The organism is Rhodococcus sp. FW305-130 (assembly GCF_058788335.1).
In genome coordinates, this window is sequence record NZ_JBYTAP010000008.1 from 144,011 (window position 1) to 168,263 (window position 24,253).

26 protein-coding genes are annotated in these 24,253 nt (G+C 63.8%); 21 read left to right on the top strand and 5 right to left on the bottom strand.

Annotated elements, in window-relative coordinates:
- Window positions 1-3 precede the first annotated feature (3 nt).
- From AC3WQS_RS24250 to AC3WQS_RS24260, 3 genes are read left to right on the top strand one after another with little or no spacing between them, the layout of a single operon-like run.
- Window positions 4-954, top strand: a complete 951-nt coding sequence (locus AC3WQS_RS24250; protein ID WP_003941975.1) for a Ppx/GppA family phosphatase — start codon at window positions 4-6, stop codon at window positions 952-954.
- Complete coding sequence (locus tag AC3WQS_RS24255; RefSeq protein ID WP_492712393.1) at window positions 954-2,075, top strand: Rv0497 family membrane protein; 1,122 nt, start codon at window positions 954-956, stop codon at window positions 2,073-2,075. Before AC3WQS_RS24250 ends, AC3WQS_RS24255 begins: the two co-directional genes overlap by 1 nt.
- 7 nt (window positions 2,076-2,082) lie before the next feature.
- Window positions 2,083-2,967, top strand: coding sequence for a sugar phosphate isomerase/epimerase family protein (locus AC3WQS_RS24260; RefSeq protein ID WP_019744388.1), 885 nt, complete (start codon window positions 2,083-2,085; stop codon window positions 2,965-2,967).
- Here the strand turns inward: AC3WQS_RS24260 and AC3WQS_RS24265 are convergent.
- From AC3WQS_RS24265 to AC3WQS_RS24280, 4 genes are all read right to left on the bottom strand, one after another.
- Window positions 2,947-4,380: an HAD-IB family hydrolase gene (locus AC3WQS_RS24265; protein WP_029254836.1), complete on the bottom strand. Its 1,434-nt coding sequence runs from the start codon at window positions 4,378-4,380 to the stop codon at window positions 2,947-2,949. The genes AC3WQS_RS24260 and AC3WQS_RS24265 overlap by 21 nt on opposite strands.
- Window positions 4,377-6,713, bottom strand: a complete 2,337-nt coding sequence (locus AC3WQS_RS24270) for a glycerol-3-phosphate 1-O-acyltransferase (RefSeq protein ID WP_029254837.1) — start codon at window positions 6,711-6,713, stop codon at window positions 4,377-4,379. The genes AC3WQS_RS24265 and AC3WQS_RS24270 overlap by 4 nt, the downstream gene beginning before the upstream one ends.
- 3 nt (window positions 6,714-6,716) lie before the next feature.
- Window positions 6,717-8,183 (bottom strand): wax ester/triacylglycerol synthase domain-containing protein, encoded by a 1,467-nt coding sequence (locus AC3WQS_RS24275; protein ID WP_492712395.1) that lies wholly within the window; start codon window positions 8,181-8,183, stop codon window positions 6,717-6,719.
- A gap of 159 nt (window positions 8,184-8,342) precedes the next feature.
- The gene (locus AC3WQS_RS24280; protein WP_046378204.1) at window positions 8,343-8,966 is read right to left on the bottom strand and encodes a TetR/AcrR family transcriptional regulator; all 624 of its coding nucleotides are present in this window, start codon (window positions 8,964-8,966) and stop codon (window positions 8,343-8,345) included.
- Window positions 8,967-9,116: 150 nt separating this feature from the next.
- On the opposite strand from AC3WQS_RS24280, the gene AC3WQS_RS24285 reads away from it, so the two are divergent.
- From AC3WQS_RS24285 to AC3WQS_RS24315, 7 genes are all read left to right on the top strand, one after another.
- Window positions 9,117-9,785, top strand: coding sequence for a MerR family transcriptional regulator (locus tag AC3WQS_RS24285; protein ID WP_492712396.1), 669 nt, complete (start codon window positions 9,117-9,119; stop codon window positions 9,783-9,785).
- The gene (locus tag AC3WQS_RS24290) at window positions 9,782-10,627 is read left to right on the top strand and encodes a thioesterase family protein (RefSeq protein ID WP_197940878.1); all 846 of its coding nucleotides are present in this window, start codon (window positions 9,782-9,784) and stop codon (window positions 10,625-10,627) included. The genes AC3WQS_RS24285 and AC3WQS_RS24290 overlap by 4 nt, the downstream gene beginning before the upstream one ends.
- 34 nt (window positions 10,628-10,661) lie before the next feature.
- A complete protein-coding gene (proC, locus tag AC3WQS_RS24295; protein WP_019744381.1) occupies window positions 10,662-11,477 on the top strand; it encodes a pyrroline-5-carboxylate reductase in 816 nt (271 codons plus the stop codon).
- A 126-nt stretch (window positions 11,478-11,603) separates the two neighbouring features.
- Window positions 11,604-11,840 carry a helix-turn-helix domain-containing protein gene (locus tag AC3WQS_RS24300; protein WP_003941845.1) on the top strand — a complete coding sequence of 79 codons (237 nt, stop codon included), beginning with the start codon at window positions 11,604-11,606 and terminating at the stop codon, window positions 11,838-11,840.
- Window positions 11,841-12,084: 244 nt separating this feature from the next.
- Window positions 12,085-12,186, top strand: coding sequence for a 30S ribosomal protein bS22 (locus AC3WQS_RS24305; RefSeq protein ID WP_003402602.1), 102 nt, complete (start codon window positions 12,085-12,087; stop codon window positions 12,184-12,186).
- Between the two features lie 236 nt (window positions 12,187-12,422).
- Entirely contained in the window at window positions 12,423-13,556 is a 1,134-nt protein-coding gene (locus AC3WQS_RS24310) for an NAD-dependent epimerase/dehydratase family protein (protein WP_492712399.1), read from the top strand.
- Window positions 13,553-14,590 (top strand): lysophospholipid acyltransferase family protein, encoded by a 1,038-nt coding sequence (locus AC3WQS_RS24315; RefSeq protein WP_021333923.1) that lies wholly within the window; start codon window positions 13,553-13,555, stop codon window positions 14,588-14,590. Before AC3WQS_RS24310 ends, AC3WQS_RS24315 begins: the two co-directional genes overlap by 4 nt.
- Before the next feature lie 39 nt (window positions 14,591-14,629).
- On the opposite strand, the gene AC3WQS_RS24320 is transcribed toward AC3WQS_RS24315, so the two are convergent.
- A complete protein-coding gene (locus tag AC3WQS_RS24320; protein WP_020968932.1) occupies window positions 14,630-15,625 on the bottom strand; it encodes an HAD family hydrolase in 996 nt (331 codons plus the stop codon).
- Between the two features lie 200 nt (window positions 15,626-15,825).
- On the opposite strand from AC3WQS_RS24320, the gene AC3WQS_RS24325 reads away from it, so the two are divergent.
- From AC3WQS_RS24325 to AC3WQS_RS24375, 11 genes are all read left to right on the top strand, one after another.
- Window positions 15,826-16,086: a glutaredoxin family protein gene (locus tag AC3WQS_RS24325; protein ID WP_003941953.1), complete on the top strand. Its 261-nt coding sequence runs from the start codon at window positions 15,826-15,828 to the stop codon at window positions 16,084-16,086.
- 140 nt (window positions 16,087-16,226) lie between these two features.
- Window positions 16,227-17,090, top strand: coding sequence for a redox-sensing transcriptional repressor Rex (locus AC3WQS_RS24330; RefSeq protein WP_019744376.1), 864 nt, complete (start codon window positions 16,227-16,229; stop codon window positions 17,088-17,090).
- Complete coding sequence (locus AC3WQS_RS24335; protein ID WP_020968933.1) at window positions 17,087-18,448, top strand: glutamyl-tRNA reductase; 1,362 nt, start codon at window positions 17,087-17,089, stop codon at window positions 18,446-18,448. The genes AC3WQS_RS24330 and AC3WQS_RS24335 overlap by 4 nt, the downstream gene beginning before the upstream one ends.
- Window positions 18,445-19,419 (top strand): hydroxymethylbilane synthase, encoded by a 975-nt coding sequence (gene hemC / locus AC3WQS_RS24340; RefSeq protein WP_021333924.1) that lies wholly within the window; start codon window positions 18,445-18,447, stop codon window positions 19,417-19,419. Before AC3WQS_RS24335 ends, hemC begins: the two co-directional genes overlap by 4 nt.
- Before the next feature lie 60 nt (window positions 19,420-19,479).
- Window positions 19,480-21,042: a bifunctional uroporphyrinogen-III C-methyltransferase/uroporphyrinogen-III synthase gene (locus tag AC3WQS_RS24345; protein WP_003941969.1), complete on the top strand. Its 1,563-nt coding sequence runs from the start codon at window positions 19,480-19,482 to the stop codon at window positions 21,040-21,042.
- A gap of 75 nt (window positions 21,043-21,117) precedes the next feature.
- The gene (gene hemB, locus AC3WQS_RS24350; protein ID WP_021333925.1) at window positions 21,118-22,092 is read left to right on the top strand and encodes a porphobilinogen synthase; all 975 of its coding nucleotides are present in this window, start codon (window positions 21,118-21,120) and stop codon (window positions 22,090-22,092) included.
- 49 nt (window positions 22,093-22,141) lie between these two features.
- Window positions 22,142-22,804, top strand: a complete 663-nt coding sequence (locus AC3WQS_RS24355) for a hypothetical protein (RefSeq protein WP_019744372.1) — start codon at window positions 22,142-22,144, stop codon at window positions 22,802-22,804.
- A gap of 57 nt (window positions 22,805-22,861) precedes the next feature.
- The gene (locus tag AC3WQS_RS24360) at window positions 22,862-23,017 is read left to right on the top strand and encodes a hypothetical protein (protein ID WP_019744371.1); all 156 of its coding nucleotides are present in this window, start codon (window positions 22,862-22,864) and stop codon (window positions 23,015-23,017) included.
- A 15-nt stretch (window positions 23,018-23,032) separates the two neighbouring features.
- Complete coding sequence (locus tag AC3WQS_RS24365) at window positions 23,033-23,470, top strand: hypothetical protein (protein ID WP_003942066.1); 438 nt, start codon at window positions 23,033-23,035, stop codon at window positions 23,468-23,470.
- Window positions 23,463-23,978, top strand: a complete 516-nt coding sequence (mce1N, locus tag AC3WQS_RS24370; protein WP_019744369.1) for a transport-regulating membrane protein Mce1N — start codon at window positions 23,463-23,465, stop codon at window positions 23,976-23,978. The genes AC3WQS_RS24365 and mce1N overlap by 8 nt, the downstream gene beginning before the upstream one ends.
- A complete protein-coding gene (locus AC3WQS_RS24375) occupies window positions 23,971-24,243 on the top strand; it encodes a hypothetical protein (RefSeq protein WP_021333927.1) in 273 nt (90 codons plus the stop codon). Before mce1N ends, AC3WQS_RS24375 begins: the two co-directional genes overlap by 8 nt.
- Window positions 24,244-24,253: the final 10 nt, after the last annotated feature.

Below are 24,253 nucleotides of genomic sequence, written 5' to 3' on the forward strand. Positions count from 1 at the left end.
GATGTGCGACTAGGGGTACTCGACGTCGGAAGCAATACCGTCCATCTATTGGTTGTGGACGCCCATCGGGGCGGCCACCCAACACCCATGAGCTCGACCAAGTCCACGTTGAGGCTGGCAGAAAACACTGACGACCGCGGCGATATCACCACGTCAGGGGCCGATCGGTTGGTGTCGACGGTCTCCGAATTCGCCGGTATCGCCAAGACGTCCGGGTGCGAGGAAATGATGGCTTTTGCCACTTCCGCCGTCCGTGACGCCAACAATTCCGAAGCTGTGCTCGCCCGCGTCCGCGCCGAGACCGGAGTCAATCTCGAGGTTCTCTCCGGGGTCGACGAAGCCCGCCTGACCTTTCTTGCCGTGCGCCGCTGGTACGGCTGGAGCGCCGGACGCATCCTGAACCTGGACATCGGCGGCGGCTCGCTCGAACTCACCGCAGGCGGTGACGAGGATCCGGACGTCGCCTTCTCACTGCAACTCGGTGCGGGACGGTTGACGCGCGACTGGCTACAGGCCGATCCGCCGGGCAAGCGCCGGGTCGCTGTATTGCGCGACTGGCTGGACGCGGAGTTGGTCGGACCAGCCAAGGAACTGCGCGCCGCCGGCGACTGGGACCGCACGGTCGGGACCTCGAAGACCTTCCGATCGTTGGCTCGGCTCACCGGCGCGGCCCCTTCTGCCGCAGGCCCCCGGGCAAAACGGACCCTGACTTCCAGCGGACTCAGGCAACTCATAGCCTTCATATCCAGGATGACGGCAGCGGACCGTGCAGAATTGGAAGGAGTGAGCTCGGATCGGTCACAGCAGATTGTGGCCGGCGCGCTCATCGCAGAGGCAACCATGCGGGCGCTCGGAGTGGACGAACTGGAAATTTGTCCCTGGGCACTGCGTGAGGGTCTGATTCTGCGAAAGCTCGACACAGAAATGGGCGGTGAATTGGTGGTGAGTGCTTGATGACCGAGGACAGTCAGCAGATTTCCGTAGCGGAACTACTCAAGCGGAACGGTCAGAGCGTCGAATCCCGAGGTGGACGACGTCGGCGCGGCGTAGCCGGTGGCATCTCCGTCGCCGAACTGACGGGTGAGATCCCGATCGTTCGCCAGTCGGGATCGCGCGCGGCCGCCGAGCCCGAGTCGGCCGAACCAGCAGCTTCTCAGCCTGAAGCCCCTGCGCCAGAAAACGCTGCATCTTCTGCGCCGGCCGAGGCTGTCGCGGAAACCGCCAAGTCAGCCGAACCGGCACCGAAGGTTCCCGCCGACCGCACCGCCGCCTTCGCCGTCTCGTTCGACGACGACGATGACGATGACGAGCCGCAGGCACCCAAGGCCGAGTCGAAGCCGGTTGCCACACCGCCGGTCACCACTCCGAAGCCGACTTCCACGCCATCGCCGGGACAGACCTCGAAGTCCTCGCCCGGACAGTGGGTGAGCCGGGCACCGCTCAACTCCTCGTCACCGACGCAGGTAACGCAGGAACCAGCACTGCTGTCGGGTCAGACCCTGGCGGGCGACCTGATGCGTCAGGAGCGCGCTGCAACGCAGTCGCCGTCGTTGCGTCCGCCGATCCTGCCGCCGAGTGTCCCCACTCCTGTCGTGAAGGCACCTGCACCGACTGCTCCTGCTCCGGCCGCGCCGGAAGAGAGCACCGAACTGATCGACAAGATCGCAGACGCGGATGCCGGCGAGGCCGAATCGACCGCCGTTGTCGATCTGGTCAAGGCGCCGGCTGTCGATGACAGTGCAAAAAAGTCCAGTGCCGCCGCGGAGTCCGATGTCGAAGCCGAACCGGCAGCGGAAGAGGCAGGCGAGCGTAACTCGATCCGTGAATGGGCAGTGCTTGCCGGTCAGGTGGTTGTTGCACTGATCGTCGGCGGCGCGATGTTCAAGGGCTTCGAGAAGCTGTGGGACATGCTGCCGTGGGTGGCGTTGGTGCTCGCGCTGATCGTGATCGTCGGCTTGGTGGCCGTCGTGCGGGTTCTGCGGAAGACGGACGACATCACGAGTTTCGTGATCGCGGTGGTCGTCGGCATGATCGTGACGCTCGGTCCACTGGCGTTCTTGTTGACCTCGGGTTGATCGGACGATGATCGGGGGATCGCAGCGCATGGTTCGTCGGCCGATAGCCGTCGGCTTGTCGACGGCTTCGGTATATCCGGAGAACACGGAAGCAGCATTTCGCTACGCCGCTGATCTCGGATACGACGGTGTCGAACTGATGGTGTGGGCCGAATCCGTGAGTCAGGACATCGGTGCTGTGGCTGCCCTCGTTCGCAAGTATGCGATTCCGGTGCAGGCCGTGCATGCGCCGTGTCTGCTGATTTCGCAGCGCGTGTGGGGTTCCGATCCGGTCGAGAAGCTCGAGCGTTCGGTACGCACTGCCGAAACCTTGGGAGCGACGACGGTGGTCGTCCACCCGCCGTTCCGGTGGCAGCGCAAGTACGCCGAAGGCTTCGCGGAACAGGTTGTCGATCTCGAATCGAAGAGCAGCGTCGTGGTGGCGGTGGAGAACATGTTCCCCATGCGCGCCGACAGCTTCTTCGGCGGCAAGGACAAATCCGCGGAGCGTCTGCGTAAACGTGGCGGTCCGGGGGCAGCGTTGTCCGCGTTCAGTCCGTCGTACGACCCGACCGATTCCGATCACGCTCACTACACACTCGACCTGTCGCACACCGCGACGGCGGGCATGGATGCCCTGGAGTTGGCCTCCCGTATGGGCAAGGGGCTCGAGCACCTGCACCTGGCCGACGGTCGCGGGGCGTCGATGGACGAGCACCTGATTCCGGGGCATGGCTCACAGCCGTGCGCGGAGTTGTGTCAGCAATTGGCTGCGAGCGAATTCAGCGGCCAGGCTGTCATCGAGATCAACACGCAGAACGCGCGCACCCGGCGGGAGCGGTCGTCGATGCTGGCGCAGGCGCTCGCGTTTGCACGCGAGCACCTGGCACGCTCAGCGGTGGCCGGCAAGTAGCGCAGCTTCGAACTGCGCGCGTACCTCCTCGACGTGTGCGTCGAGGTCTTTGGTCTCCCAGCCTTCGGTCGAGATGGGATCGAGCACCGAGACGTAGACCGGGCCTGGATGGGCGACAAGCGAATTGCGCCACATCCGTTCACCCGCGTTGTGAATCACCACGGGCACGATCGGCACACCGGCTTGGATCGCCAAGTGGAATCCGCCCTTCTTGAAAGGGCCCAGGCGTGGCGTCGGAGAACGGGTGCCCTCCGGAGCTATGACTATCGAGACACCATTCTTGAGCTTGTCGACTGCCGGTTGCAGTGCAGCCTTCGCTTTTGTGGTGTCGGTGCGGTCGATGTAGGCGACGTCGAGCAGTGCGCCGACGGGCATGAACCGTGGATCGCTTGCCGCTTCCTTCTTCGCGACGCCGGTCACGTCACGCTTGATCACGGTTCCCAGGACCAACATGTCCAGGGAACTCTGATGGTTGAACATGAACACCGCCGGGCGGTGATCCCACACGTTGTGCTCGCCGTCGATCTCGACGTCGATGCCGAGCAGTGAGAGCGAGATGTCGGGGCCGTAGGTGCCGACCAGGTTCGCACCCAGTTGACGGTTGCCGGTGACGATGCCCGCCGACGCGCCGAGGGCGGCGGTGGCAGCAAGCGCGCCCATGGCGGTTGCCGTTCGGATCGTCGAGATCGGCGTTGCGCCGCGTTGCGGTCTACGCAGGCTGACCGAAGGCCAGTGATTGCGCAACGCGATCCTGGCCAGACCACGATCGGGATTCAACGCGACAGGTCGCCCGACGGCCTCGAGCATGAAGACGTCTTCGACACCGTTGGAGTACGCAAACGCGTTCTTCAAGTCGGCGCCCATCTTCTCGGCATAGCCCGCAAGGGCATTGGCCTTGGCCGGCCCCCACAGAGCGGGCGAGGACAGTTCGCCGGTGAGCATGCCGTCGACGACTTCGGGCTCGGTGCACAGCACGTCTTCGATGTCGAGATCTTCGGCGACGTACTTGGCCTGGAACGGAGTCGCCGACGTGGCCATCACGATCGTGTGGCCGGCTCGCCGGTGCGCCGCCAGTAGCCCACGGGCTTCCGGGTAGATCATCGCGGCGATCTCCTGCTTGAACAACCGTCGGCCCCAGTCGTTGAGTTCCTCGACGGTACGGCCGCCCAGGGCGCGAACGCCGATGTCCATCAGCGCTCCGACATCAGCGCCACGGAACTGGGTGTCGATCGCGGCGCCGGTGGTGCGCAACAATTCGCCGACGCTGATATCCAAGCGCCGCAGGCGGTCTCGGTACACAACGCTGGCCGAGTACCCGCTGATCAACGTGCCGTCGAGGTCGAAGGCGGCGATCGTTCCGGGCCCGGGAGGCGCGGCTTCGATGGCGGAGTGCAGACGCTCGAGTCCGGTCACAGTCCTACTTCCTCGTTCTCGGCGGGTGCTCGGTTTGCTTCTGGAATGGTCACTACTGCTGCGGCGTCGGGCACGGGCATGGCCACCTGATCGAGCCGTGCGTGCGCGAGTGCTCGGATATGGCGCAGACGTTCGACCTGGACCTTGATCTCCGCGGCAAACGCCAGGCGCCTGGCCCGGACTCCGTCGTCGTCGACTTCGATCAAGTTGCGGTTGCGCGCCAAATTCAGTGCAGTGGCAAACAACTCACCGGAGACCGATTCGTTGCTGGCGATCTGCTGCCGCAGGCGACGCTGATGTGCGACGTCGATGCAGTTGCTGATGAAGGACTTTTCGTCGAACGACGTCGAAATCGGCGCGAGCACAAGCTGATCGGCGACAACCTGGTAGGCCTCGAGGAACGGTTGCAGCACTCGGTGCGCGAGGTACGGCCGCACCGTCTCGATCATGTGCTCGGTTCGTTTGTCGGCGGCCATGACGGTTTCCCACTCGGGATCGATCAGGGTCAGCTCGGTTCGCATCTCCTGCTCGAACGTGTCCCGGTCGCTGAAGAAGAACTCGAACTTCATCAGGTCGCGGATGCGCTTGGCCTCGGCCCAACCGTCTCCGACGGGATCCTCGAACCGCTCTTCGACGGCTGCCTGGAGCACGAGTTCGGTGATGGCACGCACGACGAGAAAGTGAATTGTGTTGTTGCGGTAGAAGGCAGCAACAAGATGCTGGTCCTTGCCGAGGTAGAAGACCTGCTCGCCGCCGCGATCGAAGCGCTCGAGCACACCGGAATCTACGTGTGTCTGCAGGGCCTTCTCGATGACACGCGGATCGGACAGTTCGACGTCGCCGGCGATCGGAAGATTTCGCGCGGTGATGTATCCGAACAGCGGCGTGAGAATCGCGGTGAGTTCACGAACTGTCAACGCCCGGTCTTCGATTCCGAGGAACGCCAACATCGCCAGTGAAGACACGGTCACCGGTGTGACCTCGTTGATGCGGTGACACACCTCGATGCCGGCCTTTTGAATGGCGAGGCGCTGATCGGTTTCCTGGCTGAGTGCGTCCGCGAGTGAGAGCGGCCGGCCGATGGTCACGTGCGCGACGCCGTTGCGTTTTCCCTGTGCGCGTACGTAACCCACCATCCAGCGCAGGCCTTCCGGTGTCTTCTCGGCGCCGAGTGCCTCGGCAGCCATTGCCCCGACCTCGTAGAGCTGGTCGTAGCTCAGCGCGACGGGGACGAGGTACACGTCGGATGCGCCGCTGACCTGAAAGGCCTTGGTCAGGTAGGTCAGGAGACCGAAGCGCGGTGGGCGTAGTTTCCCGGTACGCCCGCGTCCACCTTCGATGTACCACTCCAGATTGAAGCGTTTGGTGAGCAGGTAGCGCATGTACTCGTGCATCGACCACTTGTAGACCTCGTCGTTGCCGATGCTTCGACGAATGAAGACGGTGCCGCTGCGCTTGAGGATCGAGCCCATGGGCCAGAAGCTGATGTTGAGGCCGCCCATGACGTGATTGAGCGGCAAGCCGTTCGCGATCAACGCCGGACGCAGGACGAGGGGATCGAGGTACGAACGGTGACTGGGGAGGAAGACCAGTGAGTGTTCCTTGTTCAGCTCACGGAGTTCCTCGAAGCGGCTCGTGTCCACGTCCAGCTTGTAGGCGCGAGCGAAGTAGCGGCCCAGGCGATCCCACACCGCGATGGCCTGGCGACTCTGGGTGGCAACCATTTCTTCGAGAGCTTCACGGGCGCGGCGGTCGACTTCGGCGACGGCGATGTTCAACCGGTCGGCCAAAGCCATCACCTCGGTGGTGAACCGGCGGGTGTCGGTGATCTCGTCGACGACGAACCGCGACACCTTGTACTGGCCACCCAGGAGGCCCAATTCGGCGCGCTCGAGTGCGAGGGCGGCCTGCCGTCGGATGAACTCGGGTAGTGAACCGCCACCGCTCTTTTCGAGGCGACGCTCGAGATCGCTCAGTGGTGCTGGTTCACCTTCGATGACCCGGCACCGTGAGGGGTCGGTGCGCAGGGTTCTGCGTTGCGCACCGCGTCCGGGGTGGAGGGGGTCGCGTGGTGCCAGTGCATCACGCAGTCGCACCGCGACATTGTGTTTGGTATGGGTGTCCGGAATCCACACCACGCGAAGCGGTGCGAGCATCGGGTCGTCGGTCCGTGCCGCCAGTTCTGCCAGAGTCTTGTCGGTGATGTTCACGGTGACCGGCCGGGTTTCGGATGAGGTTGCCTTGTCGGCAAGCCACTTCCGCAGCACGCCGGCTTCGGCCTCTGTCATGGTTTCGGTGAGGTACACGCGCGGGTTGGTCGTGTTCTCGCTCATGACTCACGCACCTTCCGTTGGGACTCCGAGAGCCACGATCTCGTCCAGGCTCTCCTGCAAGCACTGCATCAGCAGCGCGGGCTTCGTGATCGCGGCGGTGTCGAGATTGATTCCGATGCAGCACACCCCGACGTGGGAGACCAGTGTCGCCATCGCCGCGCAACCGGGCGCCGGGCCGAATGGGAACATCCGCTCGATCTTCGCTCCGGCGAGATAGACCGGTACCGGTACGCCGGCGACGTTGCTAGCCTGCAGGTCCAGTCCTGTCGACTGGGACAGATACCAGTTCGCGAGTAGATAGTTCGGCAGGCGAGCGAGGATCGGAGCGGCGACGTCGATAGCGTCCAACGCGGGTTCCTCACGCAGACTCAGAACGATCTCTCGCACCTGCCTGATGCGTTTGGCCGGATCCGTTTCGGCGACCGGGCCGTTGAAGCGAACGGCTGCAAACCGGTTGCCGCCGTTGGCATCCGCGCCCGTGCGCATGCTGATCGGCATACCCATCGGGATGCTCTCGACGGATTGTCCGAAGGCTTCGTGGTAGCGATGGAAGCCGCCGAGCAAAGCGGCGACGTAAGCGTCGTTGAGTGAGCCGCCGGCAGCTTTTGCTCCGGCCTTGAGCTCGGGAACACCCACTTCGAGAGTTCCGAACCATCGTCCGAGACCACGATCGTGGAGCAGAGGGGAACCGGAACGAGCTGGGGGAGTGACGATCTTGCGGAGTGAATTGGCGTACCCGAGGACCTCGGAAGCCGTGCTGAACGGACTCGAGATCGCCGTGGTCGCAACATTGGTGGCGCCGCGAACCAGCTTGGCGATACGGGAGGGCGCACGCCGGAACTCGCTGACGACCTCCTCGCCGAATGCACCTACCGACGACAGGTGCTCCGGAGCCGGCGGTGTGCGGTCGGGCTTGTTCGGAGTGGGATCCGGGCGCCTGCTGTGCAGCAGCGTCATCATCTGGATGCCGCCCATGCCGTCGGTGATGGAGTGGTGAGTCTTGACCACGAACACGGCACGACCGTCGTCGAGACCTTCGATGAGCAGCGCGCTCCACGGCGGCCGAGCCTTGTCGAAAGGTTCGGTCGCAAGGTGACGGCACATGCGCAGCGCGTGATCGAAGTCCGCCGGTGCGGGCAAGCGGACGCGTCGTAGGTGGTAGCCGATGTCGAACTCGGGATCAACCGACCACACCGGATTGCCCAGTTGCATCGCCGGTTCCACCGCGCGCATACGAATACGCGGAACCACGTGCGATGCCCACTCGACTGCGTCGAGAAGTCGATCCCAATCCGGAGCTCGATCGAGAACCTCTACCGCAACGATCGGCGAGCGCAGTTGCGGCTGCGCCTCTTCCATCCGCCACATTCCCGTCTCGAAGTCGGACATCGTGCGGTTCGCCCCCCAGGCAACCGCGGAAAGGTCGACGTCGACCGCGCTCGGAGGAACAAATGGATTGCTGTTGGCCATACGTCAAGAACTCCCTCGGTCTGCGGATCCACCCCGCGCATCTCTGCTTCTAAGTGTGGACCCGTGACAGTGGGCGCGTCCCGGTTTCGGTGTCAGCCGACAGGTGTGACGTTCGTCAGTTAAGGGCTAATCGGACATGCCTGGAAATTCGACCAGCGTTCACGAAGTGACGCCGACGGCATTCAGAGCTATCTCGCGGTAGAGAACGCTGACTTCGCGCGGAGTCTGCGGTCCGTCGAGTCGATACCAGAGGACGACGGACTGACACATGCCCAGCAGTGCGCGGCCCGTTCCGGTGATGTCCGGGACCGTGAACTCACCGCTGTCGACGCCTGCCGTCAAAACGTCGACGAGTAGATTCTCGAGCTTCTTTCGTTTGGCGGCGTAGCTCTTTCGTTCGGCGTCCTCGAGGTACCGCAGTTCGGAATCGAGGAACGCGATGTCGGAGCGACTGGTCATGTGCAGAACACACGCCTCGACGAGATTGCCGAACTGTGCCGTCGGCGACGGTCCGGCAGCGTCGACCGCAGCGCTCGCGCGTGCGGTGACGTTCTCGATGCCCGGTTCCATCAGCGCGACGAGGATGCCTTGTTTGTTGCCGTGGTGGTAGTACAGCGTCGGCACGGTGACACCGGCACGTTTTGCGATGTCACGAACCGACGCTCCGTGGTAACCGAGTTCGTGGAACACCTCGAGTGCGGCGGTGAGCAGGGGAGTCAGCGTCAGTGGTTCGACGATGCGCCACTGTTCGTCGGGTTGAGCCCCCGACTGCAAATCCGTCATTCCGCCTGTTCGCTCCGTTCGGAAATTTCTGGTGGTGTGCGCAGAGAAGGTTCAACCCTAGCGCAAGGCGTGTCCTGCGTACCGATGCTCGGCCACCATTGGATAGCATCACTATCCAGTGGTGGCCCGAGCGAGTTGGACGGAGGAGCGGTGAAGGTTTCCGAATTGGCCGCACAGTCCGGCGTTGCGTTGGCCACGATCAAGTACTACCTCCGCGAAGGTCTGCTGATGCCTGGTGAACCGACCAGTGCGACGGGAGCGAGGTACGGCGAACAGCACGTCCGGCGAATCGCGTTGATCAGGGCGCTGGCCGGGGCGGGACTCGCGCTTCCACGGATTCGTGCGGTGCTCGAATTGGTGGACAGTGACGAGCGATCCGAATTCGAGACTTTCGGTCGCGCGATCGCGCAACTACCGCCCTACGTCGATCCGGTGCCGGATCAACAGTTCCCCAGAGCTCGCAAGGTTCTGGAGTTTCTCGGTCAGGTCTACGAGCCGAGGTACGTGGCGGTTGCTCACCTCGAGCGTGCACTGATCGGTCTCGAGGATGCCGGACTGAGCCTCTCGGACGAGCGATTGCGCGCCTACGGCGACCACATCCGAGGAATTGCCGAAGTGGAAATCGAGCTGATGCCCACCAGCACGACGAAGGAGGGCGTTCGCCATGCCGCTTCGACCGAGGACGGCATTCGCTATGCAGTCCTCGGAACCGCCATGTACGAACCTGTCCTGACAGCTTTGCGACGCCTGGCGCACCAAGACTTGGCCGCACGACATTTCCCGCAACACCGAGAAAGCACCGAACAGGAAAATCGATGAGCACCAGCCCCTTTCAAGATCTCAATCGCCTCACCTCGCTCGGCGACGGGCGATACACCGCAACGATCGATCCGATCTGGACCATCGGGCCCAAAGTGCACGGCGGCTCCATGATGGCTGTGTGCGCCGCTGCCGCGCGTCAATGTCTGCGAGACGGCGCAGGTGAGAACGACTCGCTTCTGAAGATGCAGCCACTCGCGGTGAGCGCCAACTATCTGTCCGCCCCCGACCCCGGTGAAGTCGAATTGGAGGTGATCGTCCGAAAGCAGGGACGCCAGGTCGCGCTGTTCGAAGTCGAGTTGAGCCAGGCGGGACGCAGCGCTGTTCGCGCGGCGGTCACGCTCGGATTCCCCGATGACGGCGACCCCACCTTCGTCACTGCCTCGTCGATCGACGACATGTCACCGGAACCGCCGGAGAGTGCGGTGGCCGTCATCGGCGATCACCCGATGGCGCAGGTCGTGCACGTCGGGCAGGGCTGCGACATGCGAATCGACACCACCTCGGCGCACTTCCTGACCGGCAGCCAAGGCGAGGCCGAGGTCAGGATGTGGGTTCGTCCTCGACCCGAGGACGAGAACGACATCGACACCGCTGTGCTGTTCGCGATCATGGCGGGCGACATCAGCGCGCCCGTGACGATGAACCGCGGCCTGTTCGGGTGGGCGCCGACCGTGCAGTTGACGACGTACCTGCGCCGACTGCCGACGCCGGGATGGCTTCGCGTGCGGGCAAGCTCGGATGTTCTGGGCAGCACGTGGTTCGAAGAGGATCATGCTGTTCTCGATTCGACGGGCGCAGTCGTCGTACAGAGTCGTCAATTGGCGATGATGCCCCGCTAGGGTCGATCGCTGCAGTCGTGGCAGGCTGTTCGCCATGACAAGAATTGCGATTATCGGTGGCGGCAAGATCGGCGAGGCGCTGATCTCCGGGCTGTTGCAGGCCGGCCACGCCATCAAGGATCTGGTTGTCGCCGAGCAGTATCAACCTCGCGCAGACGAATTGATCGCCGAATACTCCATCCGCGTCAGCACGATCGCCGACGCCGCCGAGGGCGCAGACGTCATCGTCATCGCGGTCAAGCCCGGCGACGTCGAATCGGCGCTCACCGCGTTGACGAAGGTCGATCTGGACGGCGACCTCGAGCAATTGATCGTTTCCCTTGCGGCGGGTATCCCGACCGGGTTCTTCGAAACGCGTCTGCCCGCAGGGTTCCCGGTCATCCGCGTCATGCCGAACACCCCCATGCTGGTTGGGGAGGGCGTGAGCGTTCTCTCGCCCGGACGGCACGTCAAGGCCGAGCATCTCGAGCTCGTACGCGGCATCCTCGGCAGCGTCGGCAAGGTGGTCACGGTTCCCGAATCGCAGATCGACGCGGTCACTGCTGTCTCCGGTTCCGGCCCGGCCTACTTCTTCTTGGTTGCCGAAGCGATGATCGATGCGGGAGTCGGTCTCGGCCTGACGCGCCCGGTCGCTACCGAATTAGTGGTGCAGACGATGGTCGGTTCCGCAGCGATGCTCGATCGCACCGGCGACAGTGCGACGGATCTTCGCGCCGCGGTGACGTCACCGGGTGGAACGACGGCTGCGGCACTGCGTCAGCTCGAAGCGGGCGGCCTGCGGACGGCGTTCTTCGATGCCTTGGATGCCGCCAAGTCGCGCTCGGCCGCGATGGGTTCAGCTGCGGAATAGTCGTCCGTTTAGCCACACCCGTCGCTTTAACCCCACCAGTACAGCTAAGCTCGACTTAGTACGTACGTGTCTGTTCCGCCGGAGGGGAAGCCGGCGGCGCGAGTCGTGCTGGAGGTATGTGGATTAATGGTGTCTGCAAACAAGCCGTCCATGGGTTCGTCCCACGACGGAAAGCCGGCAGTGGCCGGCACGCAATTCCTCACTGTTGCTGAGGTAGCAACTTTGATGAGGGTGTCGAAAATGACTGTGTACCGGTTGGTACATAGTGGCGAATTGCCCGCTGTACGAGTGGGCCGTTCGTTCCGTGTACACGCGAAGGCGGTACACGATTACCTCGAAACCTCGTACTTCGATGCCGGCTGACCAGCCGGTTCGAAGAGGATGACCTCGGCGTGAGCCGAGTCGCGGGCACAGCGGTTGCTGTGCCGGAGGCTCGGTTTATGCCGAGTGAGACCACACCGGTACGATGAGTCACTGTCGTACCAGCAAGCTGGTGTCGTAAGGCGCTGAGCTAGTTAAAACGAGGGCCAGGCGCCAATTGCTTGGCGCAGGCGTACGTGACCGGCGTGCGCAGGAACGCTAGAGAAGAACGTGAGGGACACCCGCTATGGGTTCAGTGATCAAGAAGCGTCGCAAGCGCATGTCGAAGAAGAAGCACCGCAAGCTGCTTCGTCGTACCCGAGTACAGCGCAGGAAACTCGGTAAATAAGCAGTACCTGTTGATGCCCGCCGCCCCTTCCGGGGTGGCGGGCATCGATGTATTCAGGGGAGGGGCGACGTATCTCAGGGGAGAGATGTGTCGGCCGTCTCATTGTCTGGGCGGTTTGTCTTGAATGGCCGAATTTTGGGTAGTCAGCGCGGGACCCCCTCTGCCCGTAAAGTGGGGGAAAATCGCGGGAGGAACGCTTCGGCAGAGCGCGTTTCTACTGGATATGGGGGTACTTGGTGGTTGAAGGTGACAACACTTCAGGGGGAACGGCGCCTCGCGTCGTACTGGTGACCGGGGCGAGCAGATTCCTCGGCGGCTACCTGGTTACCAGGCTTGCGCAAAATCCGTCGATCGAGCGTGTCATCGCCGTCGACGCCGTCAGTCCGAGCAAGGACATGATGCGCAGAATGGGCCGCGCGGAATTCGTGCGAGCAGACATCCGCAATCCGCTGATCGGCAAAGTGATCCGAAACGCCGAGGTCGACACCGTCGTGCACGCGTCGACGCTTCAGAAAGCCCCCAAAGCCGGCAGCCGCGCCGCGATGAAGGACATGAACGTCATCGGCGCCATGCAACTGTTCGCGGTCTGCCAGAAAGCTCCGACGGTTCGCAAGGTGATCCTGCGCTCGGCTTCGGTCGTCTACGGGTGCAGTGCCAAGGATCCCGCTCAGTTCACCGAAGAAATGAGTGCGCGCCGCCGGCCGCCGGGCGGATATGCCCGCGACAGCCTCGAGATCGAGGGATACCTCCGCGGGATGGGGCGTCGGCGCCCGGACATCTCGGTCGGGATTCTGCGGTTGGCGCCGTTGATCGGACCTCAGCTGACTGCAACCGTCGGGCACTACGTCACCGCCCCACTCGTGCCCACCATCGTCGGGCGCAACGCGCGCCTGCAATTGCTCCACGTCGAGGATGCCCTCGCGGCGCTGGAGAAGGCGACTATCGGCCACGCCTCGGGTACGTACAACATCGCCGGCGACGGAGTGGTCATGATGTCGCAGGCGATCCGCCGGGCAGGCAGGGTGGAAGTTCCCATGCCGCTCGCTCTGTTCCGTAGTGTCGGGAGCGCGTTGGTGGGGTCGTCCATGAGGCTCTACACCGACGAGCAACTCGAGTACTTCCGGTTCGGCTGCGGACTCGACACCACTCGCATGCGCAGCGAGTTGGGGTTCGAGCCGCGATGGACCACCATGCAAGCACTCGACGATTTCATGCGTGCGATGCAGACGCGCCGGATCATCAAGTCCGAGTGGATCGATCGGGCAGAGAATGCGTTGACCACCATCCTCGGCGGTGACACTGCCGAGGCGAGCGTAAGTGCAGACGTGATGCACATGCCGTTGTCGGGACGAAGTGCGGTGAAGGGGTGACTGACGTGGCGAAGGTAATTCCCCTGCGGCCCAGCGCAACTCACACCGGAAAGTCGGAAGCTTCTCGTTCGCGTGAGTCCGTCACCGGCGCGGAGCGTGACGTCCGTGAACAAAGTCAGCGTCGGCATCCGTCCGGAGTGCCGTCGGCGGCCGACCATGGTGGTGAGAGCACGTTCGTCGATGCGGCCAGGTCGGCGATCGTCGACCAGATCGCCTCGGCAGCAGAATTTTTCCGACGTCGGGTGTCCGGCGACTACGAGGTCGACGAGTTCGGATTCGACCCGCATTTTGCGGACAACGTCGTCATGCCCGTGCTGCGGCCGTTGTTCGAGAAATGGTTCCGCGTCGAGGTCAGCGGGATCGAGAACATTCCCCTCACCGGGGGAGCGTTGGTGGTTGCCAATCACGCCGGTGTCATCCCACTCGACGGGCTGATGACGTCGGTTGCCGTGCACGATCATCATCCGGCGCATCGTCCACTGCGAATGTTGGCTGCGGACATGGCTTTCGAAATGCCGGTGGTGGGCGGACTGGCGCGCAAAGCCGGCCATACGTTGGCGTGCAACCCCGACGCCGAGCGTCTGCTCAACGAAGGTGAAGTCGCGGCCGTGTTCCCGGAAGGATTCAAGGGCATCGGGAAACCGTTCAGTGAGCGGTACAAGTTGCAGCGGTTCGGGCGCGGTGGCTTCGTGTCGGCCGCAATGCGAACCGGTGTTCCGATCATCCCGTGCTCGATCGTGGGCTCGGAGGAGATCTATCCGAAGATCGGTGATCTCACCACACTCGCACGCGTTCTCGGTTTGCCGTATTTCCCGGTCACACCTTTGTTTCCGCACCTCGGGCCACTCGGCCTGGTTCCATTGCCGTCGAAGTGGTACATCGAGTTCGGAAAACCGATCGTCACCGACACCTTCGAGAGCGGTGCAGCCGACGATCCGATGGTCCTGTTCGAGGTCACGGACCACGTCCGAGAAACGATTCAGCAGACGCTTTATCGGTTGTTGGCCAAGCGGCGCAACGTCTTTCTCGGCTGAGTTCGGTCCGGATCGCTTCTCGATCCGGACCGAACCCGCTCAGGCGTTCTGTTCTTTGCGCCTGGCGAGAATTGCCGCGAGCGCACCGCCGACTGCTCCGAGTACCAGCGCTGTGGGAACGCCGATTTTGGCGGCCTTTCGTCCGGTGCGGAAATCACGAACTTCCCAACCGCGGTTCTTCGCGAGTTCACGAAGGTCTGCGTCGGGGTTGATCGCCACCGGTGTCCCCACCAACGAGAGCATCGGTACGTCGTTGTGGCTGTCCGAGTAGGCGGAACAGCGCTTGAGATTGAGGCCTTCACGCACCGCCAACGTCCGTACGGCGTGCGCCTTGCCCATGCCGTGCAGGATGTCGCCGACGAGTCGGCCGGTGAAGACTCCGTCCTCACTTTCGGCGACGGTGCCCAAGGCGCCGGTCAATCCCAGTTTCTCAGCGATGACCTGGGCCAGTTCGACCGGAGTTGCCGTCACCAACCACACCTGTTGTCCGGCGTCGAGGTGCATCTGGGCCAACGCCCTCGTGCCTGGCCAGATCTTGTCGGCAATGACCTCGTCGTAGATCTCCTCGCCGAGGCGGGCGAGTTCGGCGGTGGATCGACCGGCCACGAAGGACAGTGCTTTCTCGCGGCCTTCGGCGACGTCGTCGCTACTTTCTCGGCCGGTGACTCGGAACTTGATCTGCTTCCACGCGAAATCCACCAGATCCGAGGTCTTGAGATACTTTCGTGCAGCGAGACCACGGGCGAAGTGGATGATCGACGCACCCTGCACCATGGTGTTGTCGACGTCGAAGAATGCGGCGGCCGTGAGGTCGCGCGGAACGGCCGGGGGCTCTTCGCCGGTTTCCGGTTCTGTGGGGTTGGCAGCTTCGTGCAATGCCAGAGCTGCATCAGCGCTCGCCTCGCCGGCGAGATTGGCTCGAACTTCCGACTCACTCGGGCCCAGCGGATTCTTTACATGGCGACGTCCGGGGAGAATGACCCCGGCAAGCCCTGATCCGAATCCGGAGCCGTTCGGTAGTGATCGCGCAGGCACCCGCACCTCCCGTGTTGCATTCTCGAGCAGAGAACTCTTCGAGTCAGCCTATCCTCCGCGATGAGGCCCGATGGGTTGGATGGTGACCTTCCCTGTGGTGTGTGACGTTCCTCTCCGCCGATTTGGTACCGAGTGGGGCTCCGGAGGCACACTCGACCGATCAAGTAGATGGCGTCCCAGTAGAAGAAAGGTATGCGTCGATGACTGCAGCTACGCATGAAGTGACCTTGTTGACACGCGCAGGATGCGCGTCCTGCGTCGGCGCGGCGGAGGTACTACGACGGGTCTGTTCCGAGTTCGAGCTGGAATTGACGTGCATCGACGTAGACGAAGCTGCCGCGACGGATCCAGAGCTGAGAGCGGAGTACGGAGACAGATTGCCGGTCATTCTTCTCGACGGACGCGAGCACGGTTACTGGGAAGTTGACGAAGAGCGCCTTCGTGACGATTTACGCAAGTAAGGCAACCCTCAAAGTTGTCCGCGGAGCCGCTTTGCAGGTGAACGGCACATCGAACCCGTCTCGAGCAACTTTGTGCATGGGTTCACAAGCGGTTACCGTGGTGTGAACATTCCCCCGGAGCATCGTGGAGGTCGACAGTCGTGTCGACCGGACGAGGAGCCAGCGACGTGACCGAACCGCACCAGACGCATGAGCCTGTGGCTCAGCGCGTCACCGGCGCTGCGGGCTCTTCTGTCACCGACTCGATCGCTCAGGATCGCGTCATCCCCCAGGCTACGGTGACGCGCTTGGCCGCATACCTGCGGGTCCTCGGAGTGATGTCCGACCGGGGTACCTCCATCGTCTCGAGCGAGGAACTTGCGCAGGCGTCCGGTGTCGGATCAGCGAAGTTGCGCAAGGATCTGTCATTCCTCGGACCCAACGGCGTCCGCGGCGTCGGATACGACGTCAACAGGCTCCGCATCCGCATCGAGCGTGCACTCGGACTCGATCGTGGGCACAAGGTCGTTCTCGTCGGAGTCGGAAACCTCGGCAAGGCGCTGGTCGGCTACGGCGGATTCAGCCGCCGCGGTTTCGAGATGGTCGGACTCTTCGACAGTGACGCAGATCGAATCGGAAGCACAGTCGGCGACCTCGTGGTGCGCAGCACCGAGGAACTGACCGTCGCCTGCCGCGAATTGAACGCGACCATCGGCGTCATCTCCACACCGGACGAGGCCGCGCAGGGCGTGTGCGACCAGTTCGTCAGCGCCGGACTGCGCTGCATCATGAGTTTCTCGCCGATCGCCCTCGACGTTCCCGACCACGTGGAACTGCGACGCGTCGATCTAGCCGTCGAGATGCAGGTTCTCTCCTTCAACAGTGCGCGCAACGCCGATCAGGCATCCAGTGCGCCGCGAGTACGAGTGGCTCACGCCGCATCCGCTTCGTCAGTCCCATCCACCAGTTCACCCGCTCCGGTCGGAGCAGGTTCGACAAGAAACGGATCAGTGATCGCGCCGTGAGTGTTCTGCTTGTCGGGGTCTCGCATCGAACCGCGCCCGTCCCGGTGCTCGAGCGAGTAGCTGTCACCGACACCGATCGTCCGAAGCTGATCGACAAGCTTCTGGCGTCTTCGCACATCTCCGAAGCGATGATCGTCTCCACCTGTAACCGGGTGGAGGTCTACGCGGTGGTGGACGCGTTCCACGGTGCGCTCACCGAGGTCGGTGAAATCCTCGCCGACCATTCAGGTCTCGACCTGACGGCGCTGCACGCTCACGCCTACGTCCGCTACAGCGAAGCAGCGGTCGAACATCTCTTCGCCGTGGCCAGTGGCCTCGATTCGATGGTGATCGGCGAACAGCAGATTCTCGGCCAGATCCGTTCGGCCTACGCATCTTCGGATGCGCAGCAGGCAGCCGGACGCGTCGTCCACGAACTGGCTCAGCAGGCACTGCGCGTCGGCAAGCGAGTGCATTCCGAAACCGGAATCGACTCAGCGGGAGCATCAGTCGTATCCGTGGCTCTTGATCGTGCAGCGGGCATCATCGGTGAGGGCGGCCTCGTCGGCCGCACTGCCGTGGTTGTCGGAGCAGGCTCGATGGGCGGTCTGTCGGTTGCGCATCTCACTCGCGCCGGAATCGAACGCATCGTCGTCGTCAACCGGACACAGGAACGCGCCGAGCACCTGGCAGAGACGGCACGCTCCAACGGCGTCGACGCCGACGGTGTTGCCTTCGATCAGCTTTCGGCCGCGATGGCGCAGGCAGATGTCATGGTCACCTGTACCGGCGCGGTCGGGGCAGTGGTCACCCTGGCGGATGTGCACCGCGCACTCGCCGAGCCCGATCGCGACAACACCAAGCACCTGGTCATCTGCGACCTCGGGCTGCCGCGCGACATCGATCCCGCCGTCGCCGGCCTGCCGGGTGTCACCGTTCTCGACATGGAGACGCTGCAGCGTGATCCGGCGGCAGGCGCAGCCGCTTCCGACGCAGAAGCCGCACGCACCATCGTCGCCGGCGAACTTGCGACCTACCTTGCCGGACAGCGCCTCGCCGAGGTCACTCCGACCGTGACGGCTTTGCGTCAGCGCGCCGCCGACGTCGTCGAAGCCGAACTGATGCGGCTCGATTCGCGTCTGCCCGGCCTGGACGATCCGCAGCGCGACGAGGTTGCACGCACCGTGCGACGCGTCGTGGACAAGCTTCTCCACGCCCCGACCGTGCGCGTCAAGCAACTGGCGTCGGCCCCCGGCGGCGACTCCTACGCAGCAGCGCTGCGCGAACTCTTCGAACTCAGCCCCGGATCTCCCGCGGCCGTGGCCACACCCACCGACCTGGTGGACGGCGACCGCACTGGAAGGGACCTGCAGGCATGAGCGTCACCACCCCTCGATCGGGGAGCCCGCTGCGGATCGGCACTCGCGGAAGTCTTCTCGCGACCACGCAGGCCGGTACCGTGCGCGATGCCCTCATTGCAGCGGGGCATCCCGCCGAGTTGGTCATCATCAAGACCAAGGGCGACCAGTCCACCGATCCCGTCCAGAAGATCGGCGTCGGAGTGTTCACCGCAGAGCTTCGAGAAGCTTTGCTGGACAACCGCGTCGACGTTGCTGTGCATTCCTACAAGGACTTACCGACCGCGCAGGATCTGCGATTCGTCATCGCGGCGATTCCGCCACGCGAAGATCCGCGTGACGCGCTCGTCGCCCGCGACGGTCTGGTCCTCGGGGAGCTTCCGGCCGGTTCCAAGGTGGGAACCTCCGCGCCGCGCCGCGTTTCGCAGCTCAAGGCACTCGGGCTCGGCCTCGACATCGTGCCGTTGCGGGGCAACCTGCAACGCCGTCTCGGCAAGGTCGAATCCGGTGAACTCGACGCCGTGATCCTCGCTCGCGCCGGCTTGTCCCGTATCGGTCTGCTCGATCTCATCACCGAGAACATCGAGCCCGTGCAGATGCTCCCCGCTCCGGCGCAGGGCGCTCTGGCCGTCGAATGCCTTTCTGTCAATGCGGAATTGGCGGCGATCCTGGCTGAGCACGATGACGCCGGTACCAGGGCGGCAGTCACTGCCGAGCGTGCACTTCTCGCCGAGCTGGAAGCGGGCTGCACCGCTCCGGTCGGAGCGATCGCGGAGATCGTCGAATCCCTCGACGACGACGGCAGAATCTTCGACGAACTGTCGGTACGCGGCTGCGCAGCCGCCATCGACGGTTCGGACGTCATCCGTACCGGCGCAGTCGGTGCGCCGGACAAGGCCGAGGAACTCGGCCGAGCGGTAGCGCGCGAGTTACTCGAACTCGGCGCCCGAGAGTTGATGAACGTGACTACAGGCGAGGCAGCCGATGTTTGACGCCCCACTTTGCACTTGCACCAAGTTCCCATTTCGATACAGCGCACTGGAGAATCACCGATGACCCGAGTCCGAAAGAACACTCCCGGACGGATCCTGTTCGTGGGATCGGGACCGGGCGACCCCGCCCTGCTCACCGTTCGCGCACGTGACGTCCTCACCGGCGCCGCAATGGCATTCACGGATCCGGACGTCGACAAGGGCGTCGTCGCGCTCGTCGGCATCGACATGGGCCGCGACGAGGAGACCGGCGAGCTGATCGCGGACGTGCGTCCGGCACTCGGTGAGCCTGCCGAGGTTGCAAAGACATTAGTGCACGAGGCCAAGAACGGCCACGACGTCGTGCGTCTGGTCTCCGGTGATCCGCTGACCACGGATTCCGTGATCGCAGAGGTCACGGCAGTCGCCCGCACGCAGGTTCAGTTCGAGGTTCTCCCGGGTCTGCCTTCGGGTTCGGCTGTGCCGAGCTACGCCGGTATGGCGCTCGGCTCGGGTCACACCGAGGCCGACGTTCGCGGTGAAGTCGACTGGGCTGCTCTGGCCGCTGCACCGGGACCGCTTGTTCTGCACGCGACGTCGGGACATCTCGCCGAGACCGCCAGCGCGCTGGTCGAGAACGGCTTGGCTCCGCAGACGCCTGCTGCCATCACCGTCCGCGGCACCACTCGTCAGCAGCGAACCGTCGAGGCAACTCTCGCGACGCTCAACGAAGCCGGATCCGAACTGGTGGGCTCGCTCATCGTCACCGTCGGCAAGGTTGTCGCGCAGCGCAACAAGATGTCGTGGTGGGAATCGCGCGCTCTGTACGGCTGGACTGTCCTCGTGCCGCGCACCAAGGATCAGGCCGGCGAGATGAGCGACCGTCTGGTCACTCACGGAGCGATCCCGATCGAGGTTCCGACCATCGCCGTCGAGCCGCCTCGCAGCCCGGCTCAGATGGAGCGTTCGGTCAAGGGCCTCGTCGACGGTCGTTACCAGTGGGTGGTCTTCACTTCCACCAATGCGGTTCGCGCAGTGTGGGAGAAGTTCGAGGAGTTCGGTCTCGACGCTCGCGCCTTCTCCGGCGTGAAGATCGCCTGTATCGGCGAAGCAACCGCAGCCAAGGTCCGCTCGTTCGGCATCAACCCCGAGCTGATCCCGACCGGTGAGCAGTCCAGCGAAGGCCTGCTGGCCGAATTCGCCCCGTACGACGACGTTTTTGATCCGGTCAACCGGGTTCTGTTGCCGCGCGCGGACATTGCAACCGAAACCCTCGCCGAGGGCCTGCGCGAACGCGGTTGGGAGATCGACGACGTCACCGCCTACCGCACCGTCCGGGCGGCGCCGCCGCCGGCCGAGACCCGCGAGATGATCAAGACCGGTGGATTCGACGCCGTCTGCTTCACCTCGTCCTCGACCGTGCGCAACCTCGTCGGCATCGCCGGCAAGCCGCACGCCCGCACGTTGGTCGCGTGCATCGGCCCGAAGACGGCCGAAACCGCTATCGAGTTCGGTCTGCGCGTCGACGTGCAGCCCGAGACCTCGCAGGTGGGACCGCTGGTGGAGGCTCTCGCCGAGCACGCAGCTCGGCTGCGCGCTGAAGGTGCTTTGCCGCCGCCGCGTAAGAAGTCCCGCAGGCGCTAGCGCACCCGTGAGCGGTTGAGGAGTCTGTGGACTCCTCAACCACTCACAGGTTCCGACGAAGGAGGGCTACTTCTCGTGTTTCCCACTCATCGCCCTCGCCGGCTCCGGCGCACCCCAGCGCTCCGGCGACTCGTGGCAGAGACCTCGCTCGAACCCCGGCACCTCGTGTTGCCGATGTTCGTTGCAGACGGCATCGATGCGCCGCGTGAGATCAGTTCCATGCCAGGCGTTTTCCAGCACACGCTCGATTCGCTGCGGTCCGCCGCGGTGGAAGCAGTGGAAGCCGGCGTCGGTGGTCTGATGCTCTTCGGCGTCCCCAAGGCGGAGGACAAGGACCCTCAGGGCTCCGGTGCCTCCGATCCCGACGGCATCCTCAACGTCGGATTGCGCGCTCTGGCAGAAGAACTCGGCGATTCGACGGTCATCATGGCCGATACCTGCCTCGACGAGTTCACCGATCACGGCCACTGCGGCGTGCTTACCGCCGCCGGCGCCGTCGACAACGACGCAACTTTGATCCGGTACGTCGAAATGGCTCTCGCGCAAGCTGAATCGGGTGCGCACCTGCTCGGCCCCAGCGGCATGATGGACGGTCAGGTGGCTGCGATCCGCGGTGCGCTCGATGCATCCGGGTATGTCGAGGTCGGTCAGCTCGCCTATGCCGCGAAATATGCGTCAGCGTTCTACGGGCCGTTCCGTGAAGCCGTCGGATCCTCACTGCAAGGCGACCGTCGTACTTATCAGCAGGACGGCGCCAACCGCCGCGAGTCGATGCGCGAGGTAGACCTCGACATCGCGGAGGGCGCTGACATGGTGATGGTCAAGCCTGCAATGTCCTACCTCGACATTCTGCGTGAGACCGCCGACCGGTCTCCGGTTCCGGTCGCTGCGTACCAGATCTCGGGGGAGTACTCGATGATCACCGCGGCCGCGCAGAACGGGTGGATCGACCGGGACGCGGCGATTCTCGAATCGCTCACCAGCATTCGCCGCGCCGGTGCCGACGTGGTCCTCACGTATTGGGCGTCGGAAGTTGCCGGATGGCTGTGACGGAGTCACGCATGGTGGCTGCGCCGGTATCGACCGATACGCTGGTGTCATGACCGAGCAGTGGCCGCCGTCGCGCCAGGAACCGCCCCGCCGGGAACCTCCCTACGAGAACCAGCCGTTCGAGAATCAGCCGTACCGCGAACTCGGACCGATGCCGACGGGTCAGATCCCGGGATACGGCCCCGGTTACAACGGATACCCGGGCCCCCAGCCGAAACCCGAGCCGCCGACGGACGTCGTGACTGCGATTCAGTTGTGGTGGGCTGTGACGGCGCTTGGATTGGTCCAGGGCGGCGCGATGATCTGGATGCTGCTCGGGCAGAAGTCGATGTTCGTCGACGAGATGCTCAGGAACCAGGCGGCTGTCGATGCCGGTCTGACACGCTCCGACGTTGAGGGCATGTTCCCACTGGTCATCGTGTTCTCCGCTGTCCTGGTGGTGATCGTCACCGCGGTGTTCCTTTTGTTCGTGCGCTCGATGAGTCGTGGCAAGAACTGGGCTCGAATGTTGCTGACGTTCTGTGGAGTCTTCATGTTGGTCTCTGCGATCCCCGTGATCTTCGGGCTCGGCGGCGACGGCGGCGCGGCCACTCTGCTGTTCGGCGGAGCGGAAATCCTGCAGGCAGTTGCTGCTGTCGGGGCGATCGTGATGATGCACCGAAAAGAGTCCAATCCGTACTTTCTTCGTTTCCCCCCGGCGGGGAACCGATAGGTAGCTCGGGGTACTGTGAAACGGGTCACTGCAGTAGTAGGGGAGAGGTCGTAGACAATGAGTTCTCAGGAAGCCCTGCGCACGGAAAGCACCCACGACGCTCCACTGCGCCAACGTGGTTCACGGACCGAAGTGATCTTGTTCGCGATCCTTGGAGCCTCTGTTCTGGTGACACTCCTGGTGCTCATGATTCCGGGCATCGTCAGCGGATAGCGCACACTTGAACCCGTGAGTATCTCTACGAAGGTCCGGCGCCCGACGGCCGTCGAGGCAGCATTCTGGCTGTGGATCGCCAGCGCGTTCCTACTCATACTCTTCGGCCTGATCAATGTCACCAGCGCCTCGTATTCGCTGCGTGAACAATTCACCGATCAAGGCGTTTCGGCCGGAAACATCGACATCTACGTCACCTTCGTGCGGGTGTCAGGGCTGGTTCTGCTGTTGACCGGCCTCGCGATCGGTGGCCTCGCCGGTCCCACTCGCGCCGGACGGGCGTTGTGCCGACGGATCCTGGTGATCGTGTCCGGAGTGTTCGCGGTACTGCAGATCGCGCTGGTCGTGGCCGGGATCAGTACCGTGCTCGCGCTGGTTGTTCCCGTCATGCTGATCTGTGCCTGCGTCGCGATCTACCGCGACACCACCCGAAGTTGGTTCGCCCGTGGCTGACCGTGCTCCTGAAATCGGCCCGGACGTTCTGTACTACGAACCCGGATCTCGGTGGTGGGCCATCGCGTTCGGTCCGATCTTCTGCCTGATCGCCTTGGTCATCGAGCTGTTCACCGGCCCGGTGGTGCATTGGTTCGGTCTGGCGATGTTCGCCGTGATCCTCACCGGCTTGGTGTACGTGCAGGTGATTGCCGCGCGCCGGCATGCGAGCGTGCTTCTGACCGCGACCACGTTGCGTCAGGGAACCGAAGAGGTGCCGATCACCGAGATCGCCGAGGTGTTTCCCGAATCGGACGACGCCGCCTATGAAGACGAAATGGAGCCGTGGGAAACGGCACGCGCGCTGGGTGAGCTGTCCGGAGTGCCCCGGCGTCGGCACGGTATCGGCTTGCGTCTGACCACCGGGGGATTGGTGCGAGCGTGGGCGAAAGACGATCGGGCACTTCGCGAGGCGTTGAGCCAGGTTGTCACGGTCGGTGTGGAACCGGACGGGTCTGCCGATGATTGAGGCGCAGCCAACTCCGCTCGTCGACGTGAAGACATGGATCGGTGTACTCGGTATCGTCGCCGCCACGATTCTGGCGGTCGTGTGCTGGCGAGCGGGTACGACGACGTCCGACTTCGGACCGATACTGGAGGGCGCTCCACCGTTCGAGAGCACGCACTACGACGGTCTCTGGATCTCGGGCGCCGGGTTGTCGATTCTGGTTGCGGGGCTGATGGCCATCGATGTCGTGCGCCGCGTCCGGGTGGGCTTCGTCGCATCGCAGTAGCCCTCATACG

Coding starts and splice junctions, on each gene's coding strand:
- AC3WQS_RS24355 (WP_019744372.1), top strand. CDS start 22,142: ATGACCGAGCAGTGGCCGCCGTCGCGCCAGGAACCGCCCCGCCGGGAA.
- AC3WQS_RS24275 (WP_492712395.1), bottom strand. CDS start 8,183: ATGGCCAACAGCAATCCATTTGTTCCTCCGAGCGCGGTCGACGTCGAC.
- AC3WQS_RS24260 (WP_019744388.1), top strand. CDS start 2,083: ATGATCGGGGGATCGCAGCGCATGGTTCGTCGGCCGATAGCCGTCGGC.
- AC3WQS_RS24325 (WP_003941953.1), top strand. CDS start 15,826: ATGACTGCAGCTACGCATGAAGTGACCTTGTTGACACGCGCAGGATGC.
- AC3WQS_RS24270 (WP_029254837.1), bottom strand. CDS start 6,713: ATGAGCGAGAACACGACCAACCCGCGCGTGTACCTCACCGAAACCATG.
- AC3WQS_RS24300 (WP_003941845.1), top strand. CDS start 11,604: ATGGTGTCTGCAAACAAGCCGTCCATGGGTTCGTCCCACGACGGAAAG.
- AC3WQS_RS24345 (WP_003941969.1), top strand. CDS start 19,480: ATGACCCGAGTCCGAAAGAACACTCCCGGACGGATCCTGTTCGTGGGA.
- AC3WQS_RS24255 (WP_492712393.1), top strand. CDS start 954: ATGACCGAGGACAGTCAGCAGATTTCCGTAGCGGAACTACTCAAGCGG.
- AC3WQS_RS24305 (WP_003402602.1), top strand. CDS start 12,085: ATGGGTTCAGTGATCAAGAAGCGTCGCAAGCGCATGTCGAAGAAGAAG.
- proC (WP_019744381.1), top strand. CDS start 10,662: ATGACAAGAATTGCGATTATCGGTGGCGGCAAGATCGGCGAGGCGCTG.
- AC3WQS_RS24290 (WP_197940878.1), top strand. CDS start 9,782: ATGAGCACCAGCCCCTTTCAAGATCTCAATCGCCTCACCTCGCTCGGC.
- AC3WQS_RS24280 (WP_046378204.1), bottom strand. CDS start 8,966: ATGACGGATTTGCAGTCGGGGGCTCAACCCGACGAACAGTGGCGCATC.
- hemC (WP_021333924.1), top strand. CDS start 18,445: ATGAGCGTCACCACCCCTCGATCGGGGAGCCCGCTGCGGATCGGCACT.
- AC3WQS_RS24375 (WP_021333927.1), top strand. CDS start 23,971: ATGATTGAGGCGCAGCCAACTCCGCTCGTCGACGTGAAGACATGGATC.
- AC3WQS_RS24360 (WP_019744371.1), top strand. CDS start 22,862: ATGAGTTCTCAGGAAGCCCTGCGCACGGAAAGCACCCACGACGCTCCA.